The following is a 17,984-nucleotide window of genomic DNA, read 5'->3' as shown; positions in this document are numbered from 1 at the left end:
CCTCCTTCAGGAAATAAAAAAATATTATTTTAAAGGGTTATCCCTTAAAATCAGTTTTGAGGCACCTTCATCAGTAATTAAGATTGTATGATGAGGTGCGTTTTTCATATATGATTGAATTGCATTAGCTTTACTCTCGCCACCAGCAATTGCAATCACATATTCTATTCTATCAAGGTCCCGGACATGAAGTCCAATCCTAGGTACCTTATAAACAAGCTTACCATTTTGATCAAAGAAATCACCAAATGCTTCTGAAACAGCTCTTCCACTGTCTACCACATTCTGTTCTTTAGAAGAAAGATTTCTTCTCTCAGCCATGACGCTTGCGGTGCCAATGCTGTGAATAACAACATTACTTCTATATATTAAATCAAGAACCGACTTAATTGAAGTCTCTTTTTGCAAAGATTCAAAACTTTTTTCAGAAATATCTTCTGGAAGATACAATGCCCGGTACTGACCCTGTGTTCTAGAAGCCATTTCCGCACAAACACTGTTAGCTTGAATTGCAACTGACTCACCAACACCACCGCGAGCTGGTAAAAATACCAGTTGACGGTTCTTCGACAAATCAGATGAAAGATTTCTTGCAACTTGAGCTAAGGTGCTACCACCCGTGACAGAAATCATCGATTGTCCTGTCGGCAACAGTGTTCCTAAAAGTTGATTAAGTCTTCTACCGAATGAATCAACTACACGATGCTGTTTATCAGCATTACCTGGTAAAACAATACATCTACTAATTCCAAGTTTACTACTCAATTGTTTTTCCAATAAGGCAGTTCCCTGGTAGTCAGCCAACACATCCGTCAATCTAATTACAACGTCGCTACCTGTCTTTGTCAAAGACATTCCAGATTTCGAAGAAATAATCAAACCTTGCTTTCTCAACAAGTCAGTCTCTGTTCTTAACCCACGTTCAGTAATGTTAAGATCATCAGCCAACACTCTGCGCCCGATAGGCTCCATTAATGAGATACTCTGAAGTATTTTAAATCGCTTTTCCAGAGTCTTAATGAAGTCTGGGGCAACTAAATCCAGCAATTCTAAATCTTCATTATTAGTCATTTGATATACTCCATGGGGCAAGTACTGTCCCTGTATGTCTGTTTACGACCCATGTACTCAAAAAATAAAAGCCCAGATGATTAAATCTCATCTCCTAAGCACAACTAATAGTATAAACTCTCTTGTGAATATTTCAAGTGATATGCGATAAAAAGTGAAAGTTATATTAATTTTTTTAGAGATTTACTTTTTACCCTATGATGAGCTAAAATTATATTGTGCTTGCGCTGCTAGTGTAATGGATAGCACACAGGATTCCGGTTCCTGGGATGTGGGTTCGACTCCCACGTGGCGCATAATTGTTTCACAAAGTCCTAACTATAAGTGTTGATAATTCAACATTTAAATTGTTTTATACCTATAACAAGAATTATTCTATATAAAAGCAAGATAATCTTTCGGGTTTTACTCCTAGGATTATCTTGCTTTTATTTTCTACAGCTACTAAGGACAAAATGACGTAAAACTTGATTAAATTCATCAGGAACTTCAGCCATAATATCGTGACCACTATTATTCATAGTAAATGTCTTAACTTTAGGATTGGCTTTTGCCATTACTTCACCAAAGCGGTAGTCAAAATATGGACTCTGCTTAGCAACAATCAAGGTTACTGGTACCTGCGTATTAGTGAGTACACTTCGCCAATCCTTTTGCACATGATCAAACAATAACGGCAAAGTTCGTTCCCTATCAAATGGATGCATGGCCTTGGCCTGATTTAAATCCTCGAAAACTCGATTATCTAATCCATGCAAGGTTTCATGAACATTATTTTTTTGAACCAATTTAGATTGAAAGTTATCAGCTGTTATATCTTCAAAACCATATGTCCAATTTTTATCATTCAACATTTTGGGAGACTGATCAATCGCCATGACTGCTTTTACTTTATTATTTCTCTGTAAATAACTATAGCAGACACTAGCTCCCATTGAATGACCTATTAATATTGGAGCATCCAATTTTAAGTAGTCAATTAAGGTTTCCAAATCATCTGTTAATTGTTTTAGTGTTAGATTTTTATCAGTTCGTTCCGATTGTCCGTGATTACGATGATCGTACGTAATTATTTGATAACGCATCCCCAAAAAATATTCTACTTGTAAATTCCAAATTTCTTGATATCCACCAAATCCTTCAACAAAGATAATTGGTTGTCCTTGACCATGAACTTGATAATTAAGTCGTACTCCATCATTTGTAACTAGTTCCATGTATCTCTCTCCCCTAGATTTCAATACTATTTTCGTCAAAAAACATTCTTTATTCACTATATTGCACAAAAACACATTTATCCACTAGAAATAAAAATTCCACCAACCTATCTAGATTGATGGAATTTTTTATTTTAGCCAGGGATCTTTCACTAAAATGGGATCTTCTAAAGTTTTCATCATAATGGTTGAAGTACTATTTGCGTACTCCTCCAAAGAAAAACCATTGTTCCCTTGAATAACCTGTAAATCTGCGTGAATACCAAATTGATTCAATTCTTTCAATAACGAACTAGCCTCATTCTTATTAATTGAATGTTCTGGTAACCAAACTAAATCTAAATCACTTGTCATTTTAGCTGCACGAGTACCAGTTGCCAATTCAAAACCAACACTGCCACTGATTCCCCAATGATAATTATGTAAAACTTCATTAATTTTTGGTAATGCCTTAATAGCCGGTAGTATTTGGCGCTCTGGAATAGTTTTTTTCCAAGCTTTCCTTTCGACCAATTCATAGGGTGTCGTAACTTTAAGTACATCCTTAGGATCAACATATGTTGCAAAACGATGTTCCCGTTTCATCCCTCTAACGCCAACGGGAATTCTCCCTGCTCTCATAGGACTACGTCTCACCACAACTGTTAAGGAATTGGGAAAAATAGAATTAGCCCAGCTTGGCAATTCCTCTGACAAAGCTGAAATAGAGTCGATTTTTAACAAGTCATGCGGATTAATTTCTACCATTGTTCATCAACTAGTTTACGAACTTTTAAGGTTGCCTTACGTCCACTTTCTTTAGCAATTGGTGTTTCATAACGGAAATGTAACGTTCTATCACCGTTTAAACCATCGATAGCACCATCAATGATTTGATTGATCTTTGCAACATTTTCACCAGTAGCTTCCCATGAACCGATACCCTTAACTAACTTGTACAAAGCACCAAGTTTTTCATAGTTATCAATATCATAAGCCATAGCTGGAACATGCTTTGTAGCTTCTTCTAGTTCGGCAATAGTTCTTTGAGTAATACGAGCTACACTAGCCTTTGACATAGCTTGAATAGTGATAGAATCATCATCCAAAGCAATCATGCGATTAGATTGTAAGCCGTGAGCTAAGAAACCACCGGATACAGCATCACCAGGAATAAAGTCAATTACAGGATGACCTGCTTGTCTAGCTTTAGCATAAGCTGCTGCACTAGAACCTAAGGCAACATGGATACCGATCAATTCTTCTTGATAGCCGTAGGCTTGACTAGGTACATCAGCAATTAAAATAATTGGACGTTTAACATCTTTATCCTTATCTTCAGCAACTACTTTATTAATAACACTAGCAACTGCAAAGCCTTCCTGTAAACCAACTTCACCATTTCTAACACGTGGAAAATCATTATCAGCATCAGGTACGATAGCAACATACTCTTTGCCGCCTTTTTGTGCGTGCAAAACGGTTGAAACGGAACTAGTAGCATTCTTGATACCAGTCATCTTTTCAAACCAAACTCGACCGCGACTCTTAGTACCTTCCTCAGAACCAGCTACAGCTTCCGGAATATCATGTTTTGTTACTTCAACATTCTTATAAAGTTTATTGTAACTTTCAATATCCAATTTCTTACTCAAATCTAATTGATCTAACAAGCTGAGATAGAAATCGACATTTTCAGTACGATGAGCATCTTTTTTAGTCTTAATTTCATTAATGATTGAATTTTTAATATTATCAACCGTATCATCAACAACTTCATCAACTAAACCGGTTGCCAATCTTTGTTTAGTACCCAAAGTGTTCCAAATCAAATCTTTATCACTAGAGTCAAATTCACGAACACCAGCTTCTTGTTCAATAACTTCTGGTCCATTTAAAGCAATTCTAGCTTTATTAGTAGCAATCAAATATGACAAGATTGAAGCTGTGATTGACATACCACCGAAAGATCCAACACGTCCTGGTACTAATCCAATTACTGGAACATACTTCTTCAACGCAATAACGGCATTTTGAATTTCTGAAATAGATAACAATCCGTAGTTGGCTTCTTGTAGACGAACACCACCAGTATCTAAAATGATGATTGGATAAATGGTTTTACCATTCTTGTTATCTTCTAGGGCTTTTTCCAATGCTGCGACAATTTTGGCACCACTGACTTCACCGATACCACCACCTTGGAATTTACCTTCAATAGAAACAACTAAAACGTTATTACCAGCGATTTTACCTTTCATCAAAACAATTCCATCATCACTCTCTGGAACAATATTTTGAGGTTCCAAATGAGGTGAGATCATATCATCAAGTGGGCCAACCATTTCCTTGGAAGTACCAGCATCTAACAATGAAAGTGCACGTTCACGCGCATGTAATTCAACAAAACTATTTTTCATCTTTTAGTTCCTCCAATGCTTGAGTTAAACGAAGATTAACAACTCCTGGAGTTGAACCAAAGTCATTAATTTCAATATTGGCTTGAATTGGATATCTGTCAAAGAAACGTTTCAAGACATTTGCCCAAACTTCTTTGAAACCATCACTACCAGTTACGATATTAACTTCTGTTTTTTTATCTGTTGGTCTAAAAATAACTTCGAGATCACCAGATGCAACAACTCCAACATGGACTGGTTTAGCAATTGCATCAGTTGTATCGAAATTAAAATGTAATTTTTCCATTTTTTTCTCCGTTTCTAATTTAAATGTTTTAAGAAGTAACTTGCAGCGAATAGATCTGCACAGCCACCGGGTGAAATATTGTATTCTTTTGTAAATTCTTGAAGGATGCGAAATTTTGGATTGTCTAATACAGACTGTTTAGAAACAACAATTTCTGCTGACAAGGTTTGAAATTGTTGTAAAACTTGTAAATTACTACGATATACAACATTTGTGTCATTAACATTGCTGTACAAAAGCAATAATCGTTTAAGCCAAATATCATAATCGTCTGCTTCTGGATGAAAACTCAATATTTTAGATACATTAGCAAATCCACTTTGAGCTTCACCTTTAGCGCCATTCAAAGCGTACTTTTGTTTAGTGATCATCCCATGAGTTTTCTGGGTTACGGGGACATATTTATCAGGCATTCTCGATAATTTTTTGACCCCAGCGAAAATAGTTTCCAAATCATTTGTTTGTAGACTACTAATTACACTGATCAAAAGCCCCATACTCCAAATAGCTCCCTTATGAGTATTAATTCCGTTGGTTGCTTTAAACATATCCTTTTCAGACATACGACCTATGCGACCTACTTCTTCACGTAAGTTTAGGTCTAAGGGATGTCGATATGAAACACGAATCATTTCTTCAAAACCAGCTAACAAGCTATCGGCAGATCTATAAAACAAATCGATATCCATATCCGTATGGGACCCATTCGACTTTGCATCAACCAATCCCGGTTTAGGCGAAAAAGATACTTCCCATTTCAATGCTGTTACTGCTTGTTGAGCCGATTTTAAATATTCAGTTTCAATCATTAACTATGACCAACTTCTGAATTTAGCAGGTGGATTATAGAGTCCATCAGACCACTTAACTAGATCATCCATATTTTGTGCGGCAAGAAGAGATCTCTTAGCTTCACTACGGTGAACACCTAAGTCTTCAGGGAGGGCCACAATACCTTTAGCACGTAATTCTTTTAATTGTTTAGGATTGCTTCTCAAACCAACCGGTGTGACGCCAGCAATAGCTTCAATAGCGGCTTGTCTTTCAGCCATACTGTCAGTCTTATACAAGTAAGCAATACCTTCTTCAGTAACAATATGTGTAGTATCTTCGCTATAGATCATAATCGGTACGTTGGCCAACTTAGCCTCTTTCTGAACCTCTTCAGCATCCAAATGATCAACGAAGACTGGCTTCTTATTTGAACCAAAAGTCTCAACCATTTGTACAACTAATTTTTGACCTTTACCTAATGGATCATCATCAGGACGCAAGCTTTGCCAAGCTGGTGTTGAATGACGACGACCATGTGGATTACTACCCATGTTAGGAGCACCACCGAAACCAGATAGACGACCATTAGTTACGGTTGAAGAGTTACCATACTTATCAATTTGCAATGTTGAACCGACAAACATATCCAAAGCATATTGACCAGCCATTTGACCAAAGGCACGGTTAGAACGCATACTACCATCTTTCCCAACAAAGAAAATGTCAGGGCGATGAGCAATATAGTTTTCCATACCAACTTCACCACCGAAACTGTGAATTGTTTTGACCCAACCACTTTCAATTGCTGGAATCAAAGTTGGCGTAGGGTTAACCTCCCAGTTAGGTACGATCTTACCCTTCAAACCTAATTGTTCACCATAAGTTGGTAATAAGAGTTCAATAGCAGCAGTATTAAAGCCAACACCGTGGTTAACCGTTTGTACATTGTGTTTTTCATAAATTCCACGAATTGCCATCATTCCCATAAGAATTTGTAATTCTGTGACATTTTGTGGATCTCTTGTAAATAGAGGTTCCAATTGATAAGGCTCGTCAGCAGGTATAACAATATCAACCCAATCACCAGGAATATCAACACGTGGAACTTTATCAACAATTTCATTTGCTTGAACAATAACAATTCCATCTTTAAATGCGGCTGATTCAACAATTACTGGTGTCTCTTCCGTATTAGCCCCCGTATAGAGATTACCTTCACGGTCAACCTTATCTGCAGCTACCAAAACTACGTTAGGAATCAGGTCAACATATAGACGAGCATATAATTCCAAATAAGTATGAATATCACCAACTTCCATTGTTCCGTCAGCAATCATTTGTGAAATTCTAGTGCTTTGTGGTCCTGCAAATGAGAAATCCAACTTCTTAGCAATACCTGTTTCAAAAATATCCAAATGCTCTGGACGTGACACACTTGACATAATCATGTGTAAATCATGTACTTTTTCGGGATCAACTGAAGCCAAAGTCTCAGATAAGAAACTGGCTTGCTTTTGATTATCTCCTTCCAAAACGACCTTGTCGCCTGGTTTAATGATGCTTTCTAATAATTCTTTAGCGTTTTCTGTTTTAACTAATTTTCCATCCAAAAGTGATGAAATACTTGCCATCTTAGCGGCTTTATTATCACGGTTTTGGGTCCAACTTCTATTAGCCATTGATTATCCTCTTTTCCATTTTTTTAACAAAAATTCAATATCATCAAGACTCATATTTTTCATGGTGATAGTTCTAAAATCAGGGAACTTGCTCTTAACCAATTTGGTAAAGGTTTGTCCAGGTTGAACTTCTAGTGTTGTGTCAACACCTAACTCTGATGCTACGTCCATCATTGTGTCCCAATAGACGGGATGAACAAGATTGTTGATCATATCATATTTAACTTCCGTCACCTTTTTACTTGCGTGACCATTGTAGTTAGCTAAATATGTACATTGCAGATCATGCAATTCTACTTTAGTCAATTCTTGCTCCAAGACATTTGCAACCTTTTGCATCAGCGGAGAATGTGATGGTACAGGAACTTTCAATAAAACAGTCTTTTGTGCCCCAGTTTCTTTAGCTAGAGTTAGGACTTTATCTATTCCAATTAATGAACCCGAAATAACAGTTTGCAATTCCGAATTTTGATTAGAAGTAAAGACCGGCTGCTGATCACTATTAATCTTCTTCACCAAAGTAGAAACTTCTTTTCTCGTTAAACCAACGATTGCGCCCATGCCGTATCCAGTTGGATACGATTTTTGCATCTCGGTTGAACGAACATAAACAATCTTAATTGCATCGTCTTCACTAATAACTCCTGCTGCCACAGCAGCTGCAAAAATTCCTAGTGAGTGTCCGGCAACGGCATCAGGCTTTTGCTGGATTGCTTTCAATTGTCGAATATCAAATAATTGTAATAATAAAATTCCTAATTGGATCTGAATTGAATCTTGGTAAGCTTCCGCTGTATCTTTCAATTCAACACCAGTTAGTTTTTTTACTCGTTGAATCATTTCCGGTGGAACTTCACTTAACATCCCACTTCTTTGGCCGCCTTGGCCTGGAAATATCCACAAGGTTTTGATAATTAATCACCTCCAACAATCCTTCTTATTGATCTCACAGATTCAGTATAATTGCCAATACATAACATGTATAATATATAAAAAGCAAGATACTTAACCATTTGGTTATGAATGGAGTATATCTATGAATCTAAATCAATTGACTTATTTTGTTGTTGTCGCAAATCAAGAAAGCATCACTAAAGCAGCTAAGATTCTTTATGTCTCTCAACCAGCTGTCAGCAAAACTATTAAACAGTTAGAAGATGAATTAAGGACGAAACTCTTTGATCGTACAGGTAGAACTTTGAAACTAAACCGAGCTGGTAAATTATTTTACAGTTACGTGAATGACAGTTTAGAGGAATTGAACCGTGGTATTTCAGCTGTCAAAGGTGGTCTAGATCAGACCCAATATCCAATTTCATTATTAATGGAAGTGGCTTCCCCCTTCATCCCTTCGATTGTTACCAGCATTCAAGAAAAATTCCCCAACGTTAGATTAAATATTGCTCAACATAACGTCAGGGAAACAGATTTCAAACAATTTGATTTTATTATTACCAGTACCCCACTGCAGGGCTTAACTAACGTACCTGTTTTAAAGGAAGAAATTTTTGTCGGTTGGAATATCAACTACGGTTATAGCCAACATTTCGTTAAACCGGAAGAACTCATTTCCGAAAAGATGATTGGTCTTTCAGCTAATAATCCCTTGCGTGTAACAATCGATAAATATTTTTTAAAACGTGATATCACTTTAAATTACAAGTACGAAGCCGATGATCCAGCCACAGTTAGGGGAATTATTGAAGCTGGCGTCGGTTTGAGTTTCATTCCTTCAGTCACTTGGCAGACAATCAGTGCAAAAGTCCAATTAGCTCGGCTAACACCTGATCCCCTCCAACGAACGATTTATCTCTGTTCACCTCACAAAAATCTAACTAATATTCAACGTGAAATCAGTAATGAATTAATCTTAATCTTCCTATCTTTCCAAAGATCTGAATTAAAAATTTAGTTGCATTTATTTTAGTATGAGAATATATTAAGTCTAATGATTTCCTTTTGTTGGTCTCACAATTTTACAAGGGGAGATTTATCACATGAAAATAAAAAAAGACATTACACCCAAGGCTGATATAGGCGACTATATGAAGGTCTTTGCTTGTACTGCCGTTATGATGCAGACTGTGCTCAGTTTAGTTTTATCAACCAATCCCAGTTTTAGTTACCAAACTCCAATCGGAATTATTTACAATTTGGTGAAGTTTACGGCTCCAGCCTTTATTTTTGGTATTTTATATACCACGACTAGAACTACTAACGAAAACACTTGGGGAGATTATGGTAGCTATTTGAAAAAACAATGGTCTGCTCTTTTTGTACCTACAATTTGGTCGACCCTCGCTTACTTATTGATTTTTCCAAATGTTCAACAAGTTAACAAGTTCAACAAGTTTGGATCATTTTGCTGGCACTTCATTAACGGGAATGCCGCTCCACACTTGTGGTATAACACCATGATGTTACAATTCATCATTCTAATGCCGTTCTTTTGGGCACTAGCTCACTGGATCAAGAACAACAATACTCGTGGTATTATTACAATTACTTTGACCGTCATATTCTTTGCTGCCTGGATCTACTTCTATGATGTTCAGGTCTTTCATGGTCCTCATGAACAAAGTTGGTACTTATTAGATAGAATCTTTATCAGTTTCGTAATTTACGGTATTTTCGGTGTTGTTGCTTGGATGTTCCGTGACAAATTTGAAAAATTTCTCAAAAAAGCTTTTCCTATTTTAATAATTTTAATTATTGCCGTCTTCTATTGGACTAACCATGAATTATTTGCTTTCGGTTATCCAGTTAAATTGAGCAATGCTCCCTATTACAAACCTTCGATGACTCTTTATGCTTTATTGGTTATTGGTCTAGTAGCCACATTAGCTATTCGTCATATCAACACTGACTCTAAAGCTTTACCAATTTTCCACTTCTTAGCTACTTATGCCTACCGAGCTTACTTGTCTAACGTCTTCTGGCTTCAAATCATCTGGCGTTTAGGTAGCAATTTCTTACCTCAAATCAATCCTATTGCAACTATTATTATTTGCTATTTGTTAACTTGGATACTATCATTTGCTTCAGCTTATACTTTCCATATTCTTTGGTTTAAGGTCAAATCTGCGGTTACTAAACCTACCGTTCAAACTGAGACTAAATAATTATTTTTATTTCTTGAGCTTTGTTTGTTGACCCAATATTAATTGTATGCTAAATTAGCACTGTGCTATTAAGAGTGCTAATTAAAAACAGGAGGCATTTTAATGTTAGTTCCTACAGTTGTTGAACAAAGTTCTCGTGGCGAACGTGCCTACGATATTTACTCAAGATTATTAAAAGATAGAATCATTATGTTATCTGGTGAAGTTAACAGCCAAATGGCTAATACAGTTATCGCCGAATTACTATTCCTCGATGCTCAAGATTCAGATAAGGATATTTCCATGTATATCAACTCACCCGGTGGTTCAGTTACCGACGGTTTAGCTATCATGGATACAATGAATTTCGTTAAATCCGATATACAAACAATTGCTACAGGGATGGCTGCATCAATGGCCAGTGTCCTATTGTCAGCAGGTACTAAGGGTAAGAGATTTGCTCTTCCAAATTCAACCGTTCTTATTCACCAACCATTAGGTGGAGCTCAAGGTCAACAAACAGAAATTGAAATTGCTGCTCAAGAGATCTTGAAGACAAGAAAGAGATTGAATCATATTTTGGCTGATAACTCAGGTCAAACATTTGAAAAACTTCAAAAAGATACTGACCGTGACAATTACATGACAGCCCAAGAAGCTAAAGATTATGGTTTGATCGACGAAATCATGACAAACAAAGCTGATAAATAGTTATAGAATGAGCAAGTACGGTTCTCAATCGGAGGAAGTTTCCCTTGAGTAACTTTTTTCCACTACTTACCATATAACAACAGTTATTTAGATCAGGACATTTTGTCCTGATCTTTTTTTATCTCCTTTTGAAAGCGCTATACAACAGGCATTCGATTGGACACCTTTTTTATTTTAGTCTATCCTTAAATTGTTCTTAGATTAAACAAAAGGGGTCTTTTTTATGAATAAGGGCGAAATCAAAAATAGCCTGGCTCGGAAGTTATTCATCATAACTTTGTTATCCGGGACCTTTACAATGTCGATCAGCCAATCTTCACTTTCAACGGCTTATCCGACATTAATGAAATTCTTTGGCGTAACAGCACCAACGATTCAGTGGTTAACAACGGGATTCATGTTGATCATGTGTATCATGATGCCGATTAGTCCATGGTTATTAAACAATTTTTCGTTTAAAAAAATCTTTCTCAGTGTCGTTGGTATCTTCTCAATTGGTACCTTAATTATTATTGTTGCACCAAACTTTCCAATGGCCATGCTAGGGCGGGCTCTGGAAGCGATTAGTGTAGGTGTTTTGTTCCCATCATTTCAATCAGTCCTACTAACCATCACACCTGAAAGTAAACGTGGTGCCACAATGGGCTACGCTGGTTTGGTTATGGGTTCCGCTTTAGCTTCAGGTCCTATTATTTCCGGTATTGTTTTAAACTTTTTACAATGGCAAGGACTTTTCGTCATCTTCTTATTGATCATGATTATTATTTTTATCAGTGCTCTCTTCAATATCAAAGACGTTATGCCTCGTCATAAAGCTAGTCTTGATCTTATTTCAACAATTTATCTACTTGGTATTATCGGATTACTCTATGTTGTCAATCAAGCCGGCAGCACTAGAAGTTTCTCAACTAACTTGGTTATTCTCTTAGTTATCAGTATTATTTTGACCGTTCTTTTCATACACCGTCAATTAACTAAAGATAAACCTCTACTAGATTTAAAAGTTATGAAGAATTTTAATTTTGATTTGGCTGTTTTATTAACTGGCTTTTCATACATTTCTTTAATTGTTGTAACAATTATCTATCCGCTTTATTATCAGAGCATTTTACATGTTTCAGTTTTAATGTCTGGTTTGGCACTGGTCCCACCAGCTATTGTCCTAAGTATCTTAAATCCTCTTACTGGTAGATTAGCTGATAAGATTGGATTCAAAGCCACTTTAATTTCCGGAATGTCAATGATCGTTATTGGTTGGTTCTTGCTTTTCATTCTCCATACTAAATTGGGTATTCTACCAATGATTCTAATTGCCATTTTAATTGAAGGTGGTAATGCTTTCGTTATGATGCCGGCTACAACTTTAGGTGGTAATTCCTTATCAGAAGCGTTAATTCCTCATGGAACGGCAATTATAACGACTGTTAGACAATTACTCGGTTCATTGGGTGTTAGTCTTGCTACTTTGATTTTAGTTACAACTAATCAAAAATATCATTTGCCAGCCAATAATGGATTAATTGGTTTTCAACATGTCTTTGCCTTCTTCTTCGGAATGGCAGTTATTGGTTTTATCTTTGCTTTATTGATTAAAAATCATAAAAAGAGCAATGTGTAAAATTGGCTTCTTAATATAACAAAAGAGTCTTCATACCAACTATTTTGTATTAGTTGGTATGAAGACTCTTTTTATTTATACTCTGGCCGTTTCAGCCAATTCATTTAACTTACGCAAACGATGATTGATTCCTGACTTAGAGATAGGACCACTTGGTACCATCTCTCCTAATTCCTTCAAAGAAACTTCTGGATTTTCTAAACGTAAAACCGCAATTTCACGTAATTTATCTGGTAAGGAATCTAAACCTACTGTCGCCTGTAAATGTTTAATATTATCAATTTGACGTTCAGCTGCTGCTACCGTCTTATTGATATTAGCATTTTCGCAATTAACCAAACGATTAACCGAATTTCTCATATCACGTACAATCCGAATATCTTCAAACTTCAACATTGAGTTAGTTGCCCCAATTAGTTGAAGAAAATCAGCAATTTTCTCGGCTTCTTTTAGATAAACGATATAACCATTACGGCGCTTAGTTGTCCGTGCATTTAAATGAAAATAATTCATCATTTGAGCAATTCCTTCATTATGCGTTTCATATAATGAATAAATTTCCAAATGGTATCTAGAAGTCTCAGGATTATTTACACTCCCGGTAGCCAAAAAGGCTCCTCTAAGATATGAACGCATCCGTTGATCTTCATTTAAAACTTCTTCAGGTACATCAGTATTAATCGACAAACCTGATTCATCTAAAATATCTAAATCTGTAAGTACACGATTAGTATCATATTTCAAACGTACAAGATATTGATTATTTTTCTTCAATTTCATCTTTTTACGCACAAGTAGTTCTGATTCGATTCCATACTTTTGCTTAATCAAAGAAAAAATTCTTCTTGCAATAGCGGCGTTCTCAGTTTGTGCGGTTAAGACGAAATGATGATTTTGTAAACTTAATGAGCCATTCATTCTCAACAATGCTGACAATTCTACTCGAGCATGTTCAGGATGGACGACTAATTTTGTGAGTTCTTGCTTGACCTCACTTGCATATGAAACCACTAACGTCTCACCTCATTTTTTCTATTACCAGATTGTAAGGACAAGTTAATAATTTCCTCAGCAACCTTTTCACCATCATGAAACGCACCTTGATCATGCAATGATAAGAAATCATCCTGTATGACTTTGCATCCCATTTTTCTTAAACTTTGAAAATCTGTTTCTACCTGATTGACATATTCATCATATTTTTTATGATCCATATAACCGTCAGGAATTTCTCTTGTATTGACCAGTACTGTGTCAATAAAATTACCACCTAAATGACGATTTAAAACTCGTACATGATCAGCATCCGTGAAGCCTTCGGTTTCACCAATCTGTGTCATGATGTTACAAATATAAACAACTTCAGCTGAAGTTTGTTTAACAGCTTCACCGATATCTTTAATCATCAAGTTAGGTAGAATACTTGTAAATAAACTACCAGGACCCAAGACAACTACATCAGCTTGCATAATCGAAGCAATAACCGAAATAACTGACTTTGGTTCCTCCTCTGGATTATCGGAATCTGTGACCCAAACACGTTTAACATGTTTACCTGAATGAGTGATTTCATGTTCACCGGCTAATTTAGTTCCATCCGTAAATTCTGCATGTAACGTCAATTTAGTATTGCTAGCTGGGAAAACATGACCGTCCACTTTCATCATTTTAGATAGTTCTTGAACAGCGTCAAAAATATTAGGTGACATCTCAGTCAAAGCAGCGATAATCAAATTACCGATCGCATGACCTGAGAAGAAATCATCATTACTCTTAAAGCGATATTGGAAAACATCCATATCAACTTTAGGTAGATCAGATAGTGATGCTAAAACGTTTCTAATATCCCCAGGAGGGACAACGTTAATGTAGTCACGAATGATACCAGATGATCCCCCATCATCGGCCACAGTAACAATTGCAGTAATATTAGCATCCATTTTTCTTAAACTATTTAGTACAACTGGTAAACCAGTTCCCCCACCTATAACTACAACTTTTGGACGACGTCCTTTAACAACTCGAACTATCCTATTTTCGGCCATCTTCGATTACCTTCTTTTGAGATTTTTCCATGTCACGATGAGTTATATCAACATAGTACTTTTTCTTCAAATCTGTACCTAAACGTTGGGCAATCGCAACTGATCGATGTTGACCACCAGTACAGCCAATTGCAATCGTTAAACTAGTTTTACCTTCTTTTTCATATCCAGGAATAATATCCTTTAACAAATCTGAAAATTTATCATAAAAATTCTTTGTTTCCGGATCATCCATAACATAATCATAAACGGGTTTATCCACACCCGTTTGTGTTTTTAATTCTTTGATGTAAAATGGATTCTTTAAAAACCTGACATCCATTACTATATCAGCATCAATTGGTAAACCATATTTAAAGCCAAATGACATTACTTCAATATGAAATGTTGGTACTCCGGTTGACTCTTGAAAGTTATCAAAAATTTCCTCTCGTAATTGACGAGGAGTTAAGTCCGTCGTATCAATTTCAACTGATGCACGGCCTTTAATTTCTGACAAAAGTTCTCGTTCTTTTTCAATACCATCAAGTAGACGTCCTTCCATTGCGAGCGGATGACTACGACGAGTTTCTTTATAACGAGAAACCAACTCTTCATCTGATGCATTCAAGAAGAGAATTTTCATATCAACCTTTTGGTGCTTTTCCTGTTCATCTTCATCAACTTGTGACAACATTGAGAAGATCTCATCATAAAAAGCACGTGATCTAATGTCGACAACTAAAGCTACTTTCTTAATAGTTCCTGATTCATGAACCAATTCCCAAAACTTAGGAAGTAGATTAGGTGGCATGTTATCAATACAAAAATAACCTAAATCTTCAAAAGATTGCATGGCAACAGTCTTACCTGCACCACTCATTCCGGTTACTATAACTAAATTAAGCGTATCTTTTGCCATTTTGCACCTCACATTCCATATAAGCATAACATAACAAGCCAGGCGTGTCAGTTTTAGAGAAGAAAAGATAAAAATATTTTTTATCGTTAAATTGCGATAAAATTAAACCAATTAGGGGGATATTTTATGGATACAGTTTTTTTAGTGCTTCTTTTAGTTGCAGCCGTTGTGCTGGCTAACATTGTTCAGTGGAAATTAAATAATATTCCGATTGCATTCATTCAAATTGCGGCTGGGCTATTATTGTCCTTTCTACCTTTTTATAAACATTTTGAATTAGAGCCAGAAATTTTCCTACTCGTCATCATTTCAGCTCTTATGTTCAATGACGGGCAACATACCAGTTTGTCACGATTAACTCATCAAGTCGGTACTACTTTTTCCTTAGCCGTAGAACTAGCAATTATTTCCATTTTAATCGTCGGATTCGTAACACACTTGATTATTCCTAGCATGCCATTGGCACTTGCTTTTGCTCTAGGAGCTATTATTACACCAACTGATGCTGTCGCTGTAGGTTCTATTACTAGTAACATGTTAGTACCAACCGAAGTCATGGGTACTTTAGAAAATGAGTCACTTTTTAATGATGCTTCGGGTATTGTTGCCTTAAACCTAGCTATCAGTGCTGCCGTCACGGGACAATTTTCTTTGCTCAATGGAATTGGTAACTTTTTCTACGTCTTCTTTGGAGGAATTATTTTAGGAGGAATCTTGGGTATAGTTATCGTTTCGATTCGTCTTAAATTAATCAATATGCACGTTGATGCTCCTTCAGTCATGGTTCCTTTCACTTTACTAACTCCTTTTGTTGTTTACCTAATTGCTGAAGCTATTGGTGTTTCAGGAATTCTAGCCGTAGTTGTTACAGGTTTGATGCATGGTATCCAACAGAATCGCTTGCGTTTGACTAGTTCACGACTACAAATCGTTATGACTAGCACTTGGAATGTTTTCTCTAGTATTCTTAATGGTATTGTCTTTGTCTTATTAGGTATGTCATTGCCAAGCGTTATTCAAAATCTGCATCAACATGATGCCAGTTCAGTCGGAATTCTGTTTGGTGTCGGTATTTTACTTTATGTTACTATGACTGCTTTAAGATACCTCTGGACCAATTGGGGGTTCGCATCCATTCGAGCTTGGGATAAGAAAGAAAAGCATGCTAATAGTGTCGTTATGGCCTATAGCGGTGTTCACGGAACAATTACTTTAGCCATGGCTTTCTCGCTACCATTAACATTGAATGGTCAATCCTTCCCATATCGTAATGATATTATCTTCGTAGCTGCTGTTGTTATTTTAACCAGCCTACTAGTTCCAACTCTAATCCTACCAAGATTATTGCCTCCTCAAGTTTCCAAATATACCGAAGAAGAATTAGCTAAAATTAAAGGTCAAATGGTTGATAATGCTATTGTCAATCTTCAAACACGTCATGATAGTTCTACCAGCATTGGCCGAGTGGTAAATATTCTTGATGGGCAACGTACAATTGATGGACACATCGATAAAAACAAATTAACAATTATCTTTGACAACTGCTTTGAACTAGAACAACAAACTATCGATGAGATGTTAAGTAACGGTGAGATATCTGAACAAAGTGCTGATTTATACATGCGAGTGGCACGTAGAACTGTCCTGCAATACCAAAATAGTTTTCGTCAAAGAGTACAACTCTTCTTACGTTTCCATGTCGTAGAAAAACTATCGTTAACCAAGACAGCACGTAAACGTCGCAAAATGTATCATAAGATGCAATCACAGCGTAAAAATATCAGCCGTGAACAAATGTTGAATCGTAATCGAAAGCTTTGGGATAAAATAGCCGAAGTTGAAGAAAAACCTTATCTTAAAATTACTAGCTATCTTAATCAAAGTTTGGTGAACGATAGTGGCAACAATCGTGAGATCAGTATTGTTCGTCGATCTTATGATGAAAGACACCGTCGTTTGGTTGGTCATGATCATTATGAAAATGATCAAAATGAACTTTTAATTGAAGCCTTTCAACAGGAAAATACTTACATTCAAAATCTAATCTCAACTAAAGAAATAAGTCGTGAATTAGGTAGTGCACTTTACGAACAAATTTCAACCGATCAATTGGTTTACTTACAATCTCGGCTGTACGATAAATAGAGTTGATAGGCATTTTGCCATCAACTCTATTTTTGTA

General features: G+C 36.3%; 16 protein-coding genes and 1 tRNA gene. 6 read left to right on the top strand and 11 right to left on the bottom strand.

Annotated elements, in window-relative coordinates; all coding sequences use genetic code 11:
* Positions 1-24: 24 nt before the first annotated feature.
* Positions 25-1,071, bottom strand: coding sequence for a sugar-binding transcriptional regulator (locus FD33_RS10345; protein ID WP_025085076.1), 1,047 nt, complete (start codon positions 1,069-1,071; stop codon positions 25-27).
* 224 nt (positions 1,072-1,295) lie between these two features.
* On the opposite strand from FD33_RS10345, the gene FD33_RS10340 reads away from it, so the two are divergent.
* Positions 1,296-1,367, top strand: a tRNA-Arg gene (locus FD33_RS10340).
* A 132-nt stretch (positions 1,368-1,499) separates the two neighbouring features.
* Here FD33_RS10340 and FD33_RS10335 read toward each other — a convergent pair.
* The 7 genes from FD33_RS10335 to FD33_RS10305 all read right to left on the bottom strand — a co-directional run bounded on the left by FD33_RS10335 (position 1,500) and on the right by FD33_RS10305 (position 8,329).
* The gene (locus FD33_RS10335) at positions 1,500-2,288 is read right to left on the bottom strand and encodes an alpha/beta fold hydrolase (RefSeq protein ID WP_025085077.1); all 789 of its coding nucleotides are present in this window, start codon (positions 2,286-2,288) and stop codon (positions 1,500-1,502) included.
* 129 nt (positions 2,289-2,417) lie between these two features.
* The gene (locus FD33_RS10330) at positions 2,418-3,035 is read right to left on the bottom strand and encodes a malonate decarboxylase holo-ACP synthase (RefSeq protein WP_025085078.1); all 618 of its coding nucleotides are present in this window, start codon (positions 3,033-3,035) and stop codon (positions 2,418-2,420) included.
* Entirely contained in the window at positions 3,029-4,687 is a 1,659-nt protein-coding gene (gene mdcD / locus FD33_RS10325) for a biotin-independent malonate decarboxylase subunit beta (protein WP_025085079.1), read from the bottom strand. Before mdcD ends, FD33_RS10330 begins: the two co-directional genes overlap by 7 nt.
* Complete coding sequence (locus FD33_RS10320) at positions 4,677-4,973, bottom strand: malonate decarboxylase subunit delta (RefSeq protein WP_025085080.1); 297 nt, start codon at positions 4,971-4,973, stop codon at positions 4,677-4,679. The genes mdcD and FD33_RS10320 overlap by 11 nt, the downstream gene beginning before the upstream one ends.
* Before the next feature lie 14 nt (positions 4,974-4,987).
* Positions 4,988-5,782 carry a triphosphoribosyl-dephospho-CoA synthase gene (locus FD33_RS10315; protein WP_025085081.1) on the bottom strand — a complete coding sequence of 265 codons (795 nt, stop codon included), beginning with the start codon at positions 5,780-5,782 and terminating at the stop codon, positions 4,988-4,990.
* Positions 5,783-5,785: 3 nt separating this feature from the next.
* The gene (gene mdcA, locus FD33_RS10310) at positions 5,786-7,426 is read right to left on the bottom strand and encodes a malonate decarboxylase subunit alpha (protein ID WP_025085082.1); all 1,641 of its coding nucleotides are present in this window, start codon (positions 7,424-7,426) and stop codon (positions 5,786-5,788) included.
* A gap of 3 nt (positions 7,427-7,429) precedes the next feature.
* The gene (locus tag FD33_RS10305; protein WP_081784506.1) at positions 7,430-8,329 is read right to left on the bottom strand and encodes an ACP S-malonyltransferase; all 900 of its coding nucleotides are present in this window, start codon (positions 8,327-8,329) and stop codon (positions 7,430-7,432) included.
* A 133-nt stretch (positions 8,330-8,462) separates the two neighbouring features.
* Between FD33_RS10305 and FD33_RS10300 the strand changes: the two genes are divergently transcribed.
* The 4 genes from FD33_RS10300 (at position 8,463) to FD33_RS10285 (ending at position 12,856) form a co-directional block, all read left to right on the top strand.
* Positions 8,463-9,338, top strand: coding sequence for a LysR family transcriptional regulator (locus FD33_RS10300; RefSeq protein ID WP_056955956.1), 876 nt, complete (start codon positions 8,463-8,465; stop codon positions 9,336-9,338).
* Positions 9,339-9,423: 85 nt separating this feature from the next.
* A complete protein-coding gene (locus tag FD33_RS10295) occupies positions 9,424-10,548 on the top strand; it encodes an acyltransferase family protein (RefSeq protein WP_025085086.1) in 1,125 nt (374 codons plus the stop codon).
* 102 nt (positions 10,549-10,650) lie between these two features.
* Positions 10,651-11,238: an ATP-dependent Clp protease proteolytic subunit gene (locus FD33_RS10290; RefSeq protein ID WP_025085087.1), complete on the top strand. Its 588-nt coding sequence runs from the start codon at positions 10,651-10,653 to the stop codon at positions 11,236-11,238.
* A gap of 223 nt (positions 11,239-11,461) precedes the next feature.
* A complete protein-coding gene (locus FD33_RS10285) occupies positions 11,462-12,856 on the top strand; it encodes a DHA2 family efflux MFS transporter permease subunit (RefSeq protein WP_025085088.1) in 1,395 nt (464 codons plus the stop codon).
* A gap of 75 nt (positions 12,857-12,931) precedes the next feature.
* Here the strand turns inward: FD33_RS10285 and whiA are convergent, their stop codons facing one another.
* The 3 genes from whiA to rapZ are packed head-to-tail and all read right to left on the bottom strand — an operon-like array spanning position 12,932 to position 15,802.
* The gene (whiA, locus tag FD33_RS10280; RefSeq protein ID WP_025085089.1) at positions 12,932-13,867 is read right to left on the bottom strand and encodes a DNA-binding protein WhiA; all 936 of its coding nucleotides are present in this window, start codon (positions 13,865-13,867) and stop codon (positions 12,932-12,934) included.
* Complete coding sequence (locus FD33_RS10275) at positions 13,867-14,901, bottom strand: gluconeogenesis factor YvcK family protein (protein WP_025085090.1); 1,035 nt, start codon at positions 14,899-14,901, stop codon at positions 13,867-13,869. Before FD33_RS10275 ends, whiA begins: the two co-directional genes overlap by 1 nt.
* On the bottom strand, positions 14,888-15,802 hold the full coding sequence (rapZ, locus tag FD33_RS10270) for an RNase adapter RapZ (RefSeq protein WP_025085091.1): 915 nt from the start codon (positions 15,800-15,802) through the stop codon (positions 14,888-14,890). Before rapZ ends, FD33_RS10275 begins: the two co-directional genes overlap by 14 nt.
* A 126-nt stretch (positions 15,803-15,928) precedes the next feature.
* Here rapZ and FD33_RS10265 point away from each other — a divergent pair, with 126 nt between their 5' ends.
* Complete coding sequence (locus FD33_RS10265) at positions 15,929-17,947, top strand: cation:proton antiporter (protein WP_056955955.1); 2,019 nt, start codon at positions 15,929-15,931, stop codon at positions 17,945-17,947.
* Positions 17,948-17,984: the final 37 nt, after the last annotated feature.

This window comes from Companilactobacillus paralimentarius DSM 13238 = JCM 10415 (genome assembly GCF_001434985.1).
GTDB classification, from domain to species: Bacteria; Bacillota; Bacilli; order Lactobacillales; family Lactobacillaceae; genus Companilactobacillus; species Companilactobacillus paralimentarius.
Note: the sequence above shows the minus strand (reverse complement) of the source record. Positions and strands in the feature narration are given on the sequence as shown.

Coding starts and splice junctions, on each gene's coding strand:
- FD33_RS10345 (WP_025085076.1), bottom strand. CDS start 1,071: ATGACTAATAATGAAGATTTAGAATTGCTGGATTTAGTTGCCCCAGAC.
- FD33_RS10335 (WP_025085077.1), bottom strand. CDS start 2,288: ATGGAACTAGTTACAAATGATGGAGTACGACTTAATTATCAAGTTCAT.
- FD33_RS10330 (WP_025085078.1), bottom strand. CDS start 3,035: ATGGTAGAAATTAATCCGCATGACTTGTTAAAAATCGACTCTATTTCA.
- mdcD (WP_025085079.1), bottom strand. CDS start 4,687: ATGAAAAATAGTTTTGTTGAATTACATGCGCGTGAACGTGCACTTTCA.
- FD33_RS10320 (WP_025085080.1), bottom strand. CDS start 4,973: ATGGAAAAATTACATTTTAATTTCGATACAACTGATGCAATTGCTAAA.
- FD33_RS10315 (WP_025085081.1), bottom strand. CDS start 5,782: ATGATTGAAACTGAATATTTAAAATCGGCTCAACAAGCAGTAACAGCA.
- mdcA (WP_025085082.1), bottom strand. CDS start 7,426: ATGGCTAATAGAAGTTGGACCCAAAACCGTGATAATAAAGCCGCTAAG.
- FD33_RS10300 (WP_056955956.1), top strand. CDS start 8,463: ATGAATCTAAATCAATTGACTTATTTTGTTGTTGTCGCAAATCAAGAA.
- FD33_RS10295 (WP_025085086.1), top strand. CDS start 9,424: ATGAAAATAAAAAAAGACATTACACCCAAGGCTGATATAGGCGACTAT.
- FD33_RS10290 (WP_025085087.1), top strand. CDS start 10,651: ATGTTAGTTCCTACAGTTGTTGAACAAAGTTCTCGTGGCGAACGTGCC.
- FD33_RS10285 (WP_025085088.1), top strand. CDS start 11,462: ATGAATAAGGGCGAAATCAAAAATAGCCTGGCTCGGAAGTTATTCATC.
- FD33_RS10275 (WP_025085090.1), bottom strand. CDS start 14,901: ATGGCCGAAAATAGGATAGTTCGAGTTGTTAAAGGACGTCGTCCAAAA.
- rapZ (WP_025085091.1), bottom strand. CDS start 15,802: ATGGCAAAAGATACGCTTAATTTAGTTATAGTAACCGGAATGAGTGGT.
- FD33_RS10265 (WP_056955955.1), top strand. CDS start 15,929: ATGGATACAGTTTTTTTAGTGCTTCTTTTAGTTGCAGCCGTTGTGCTG.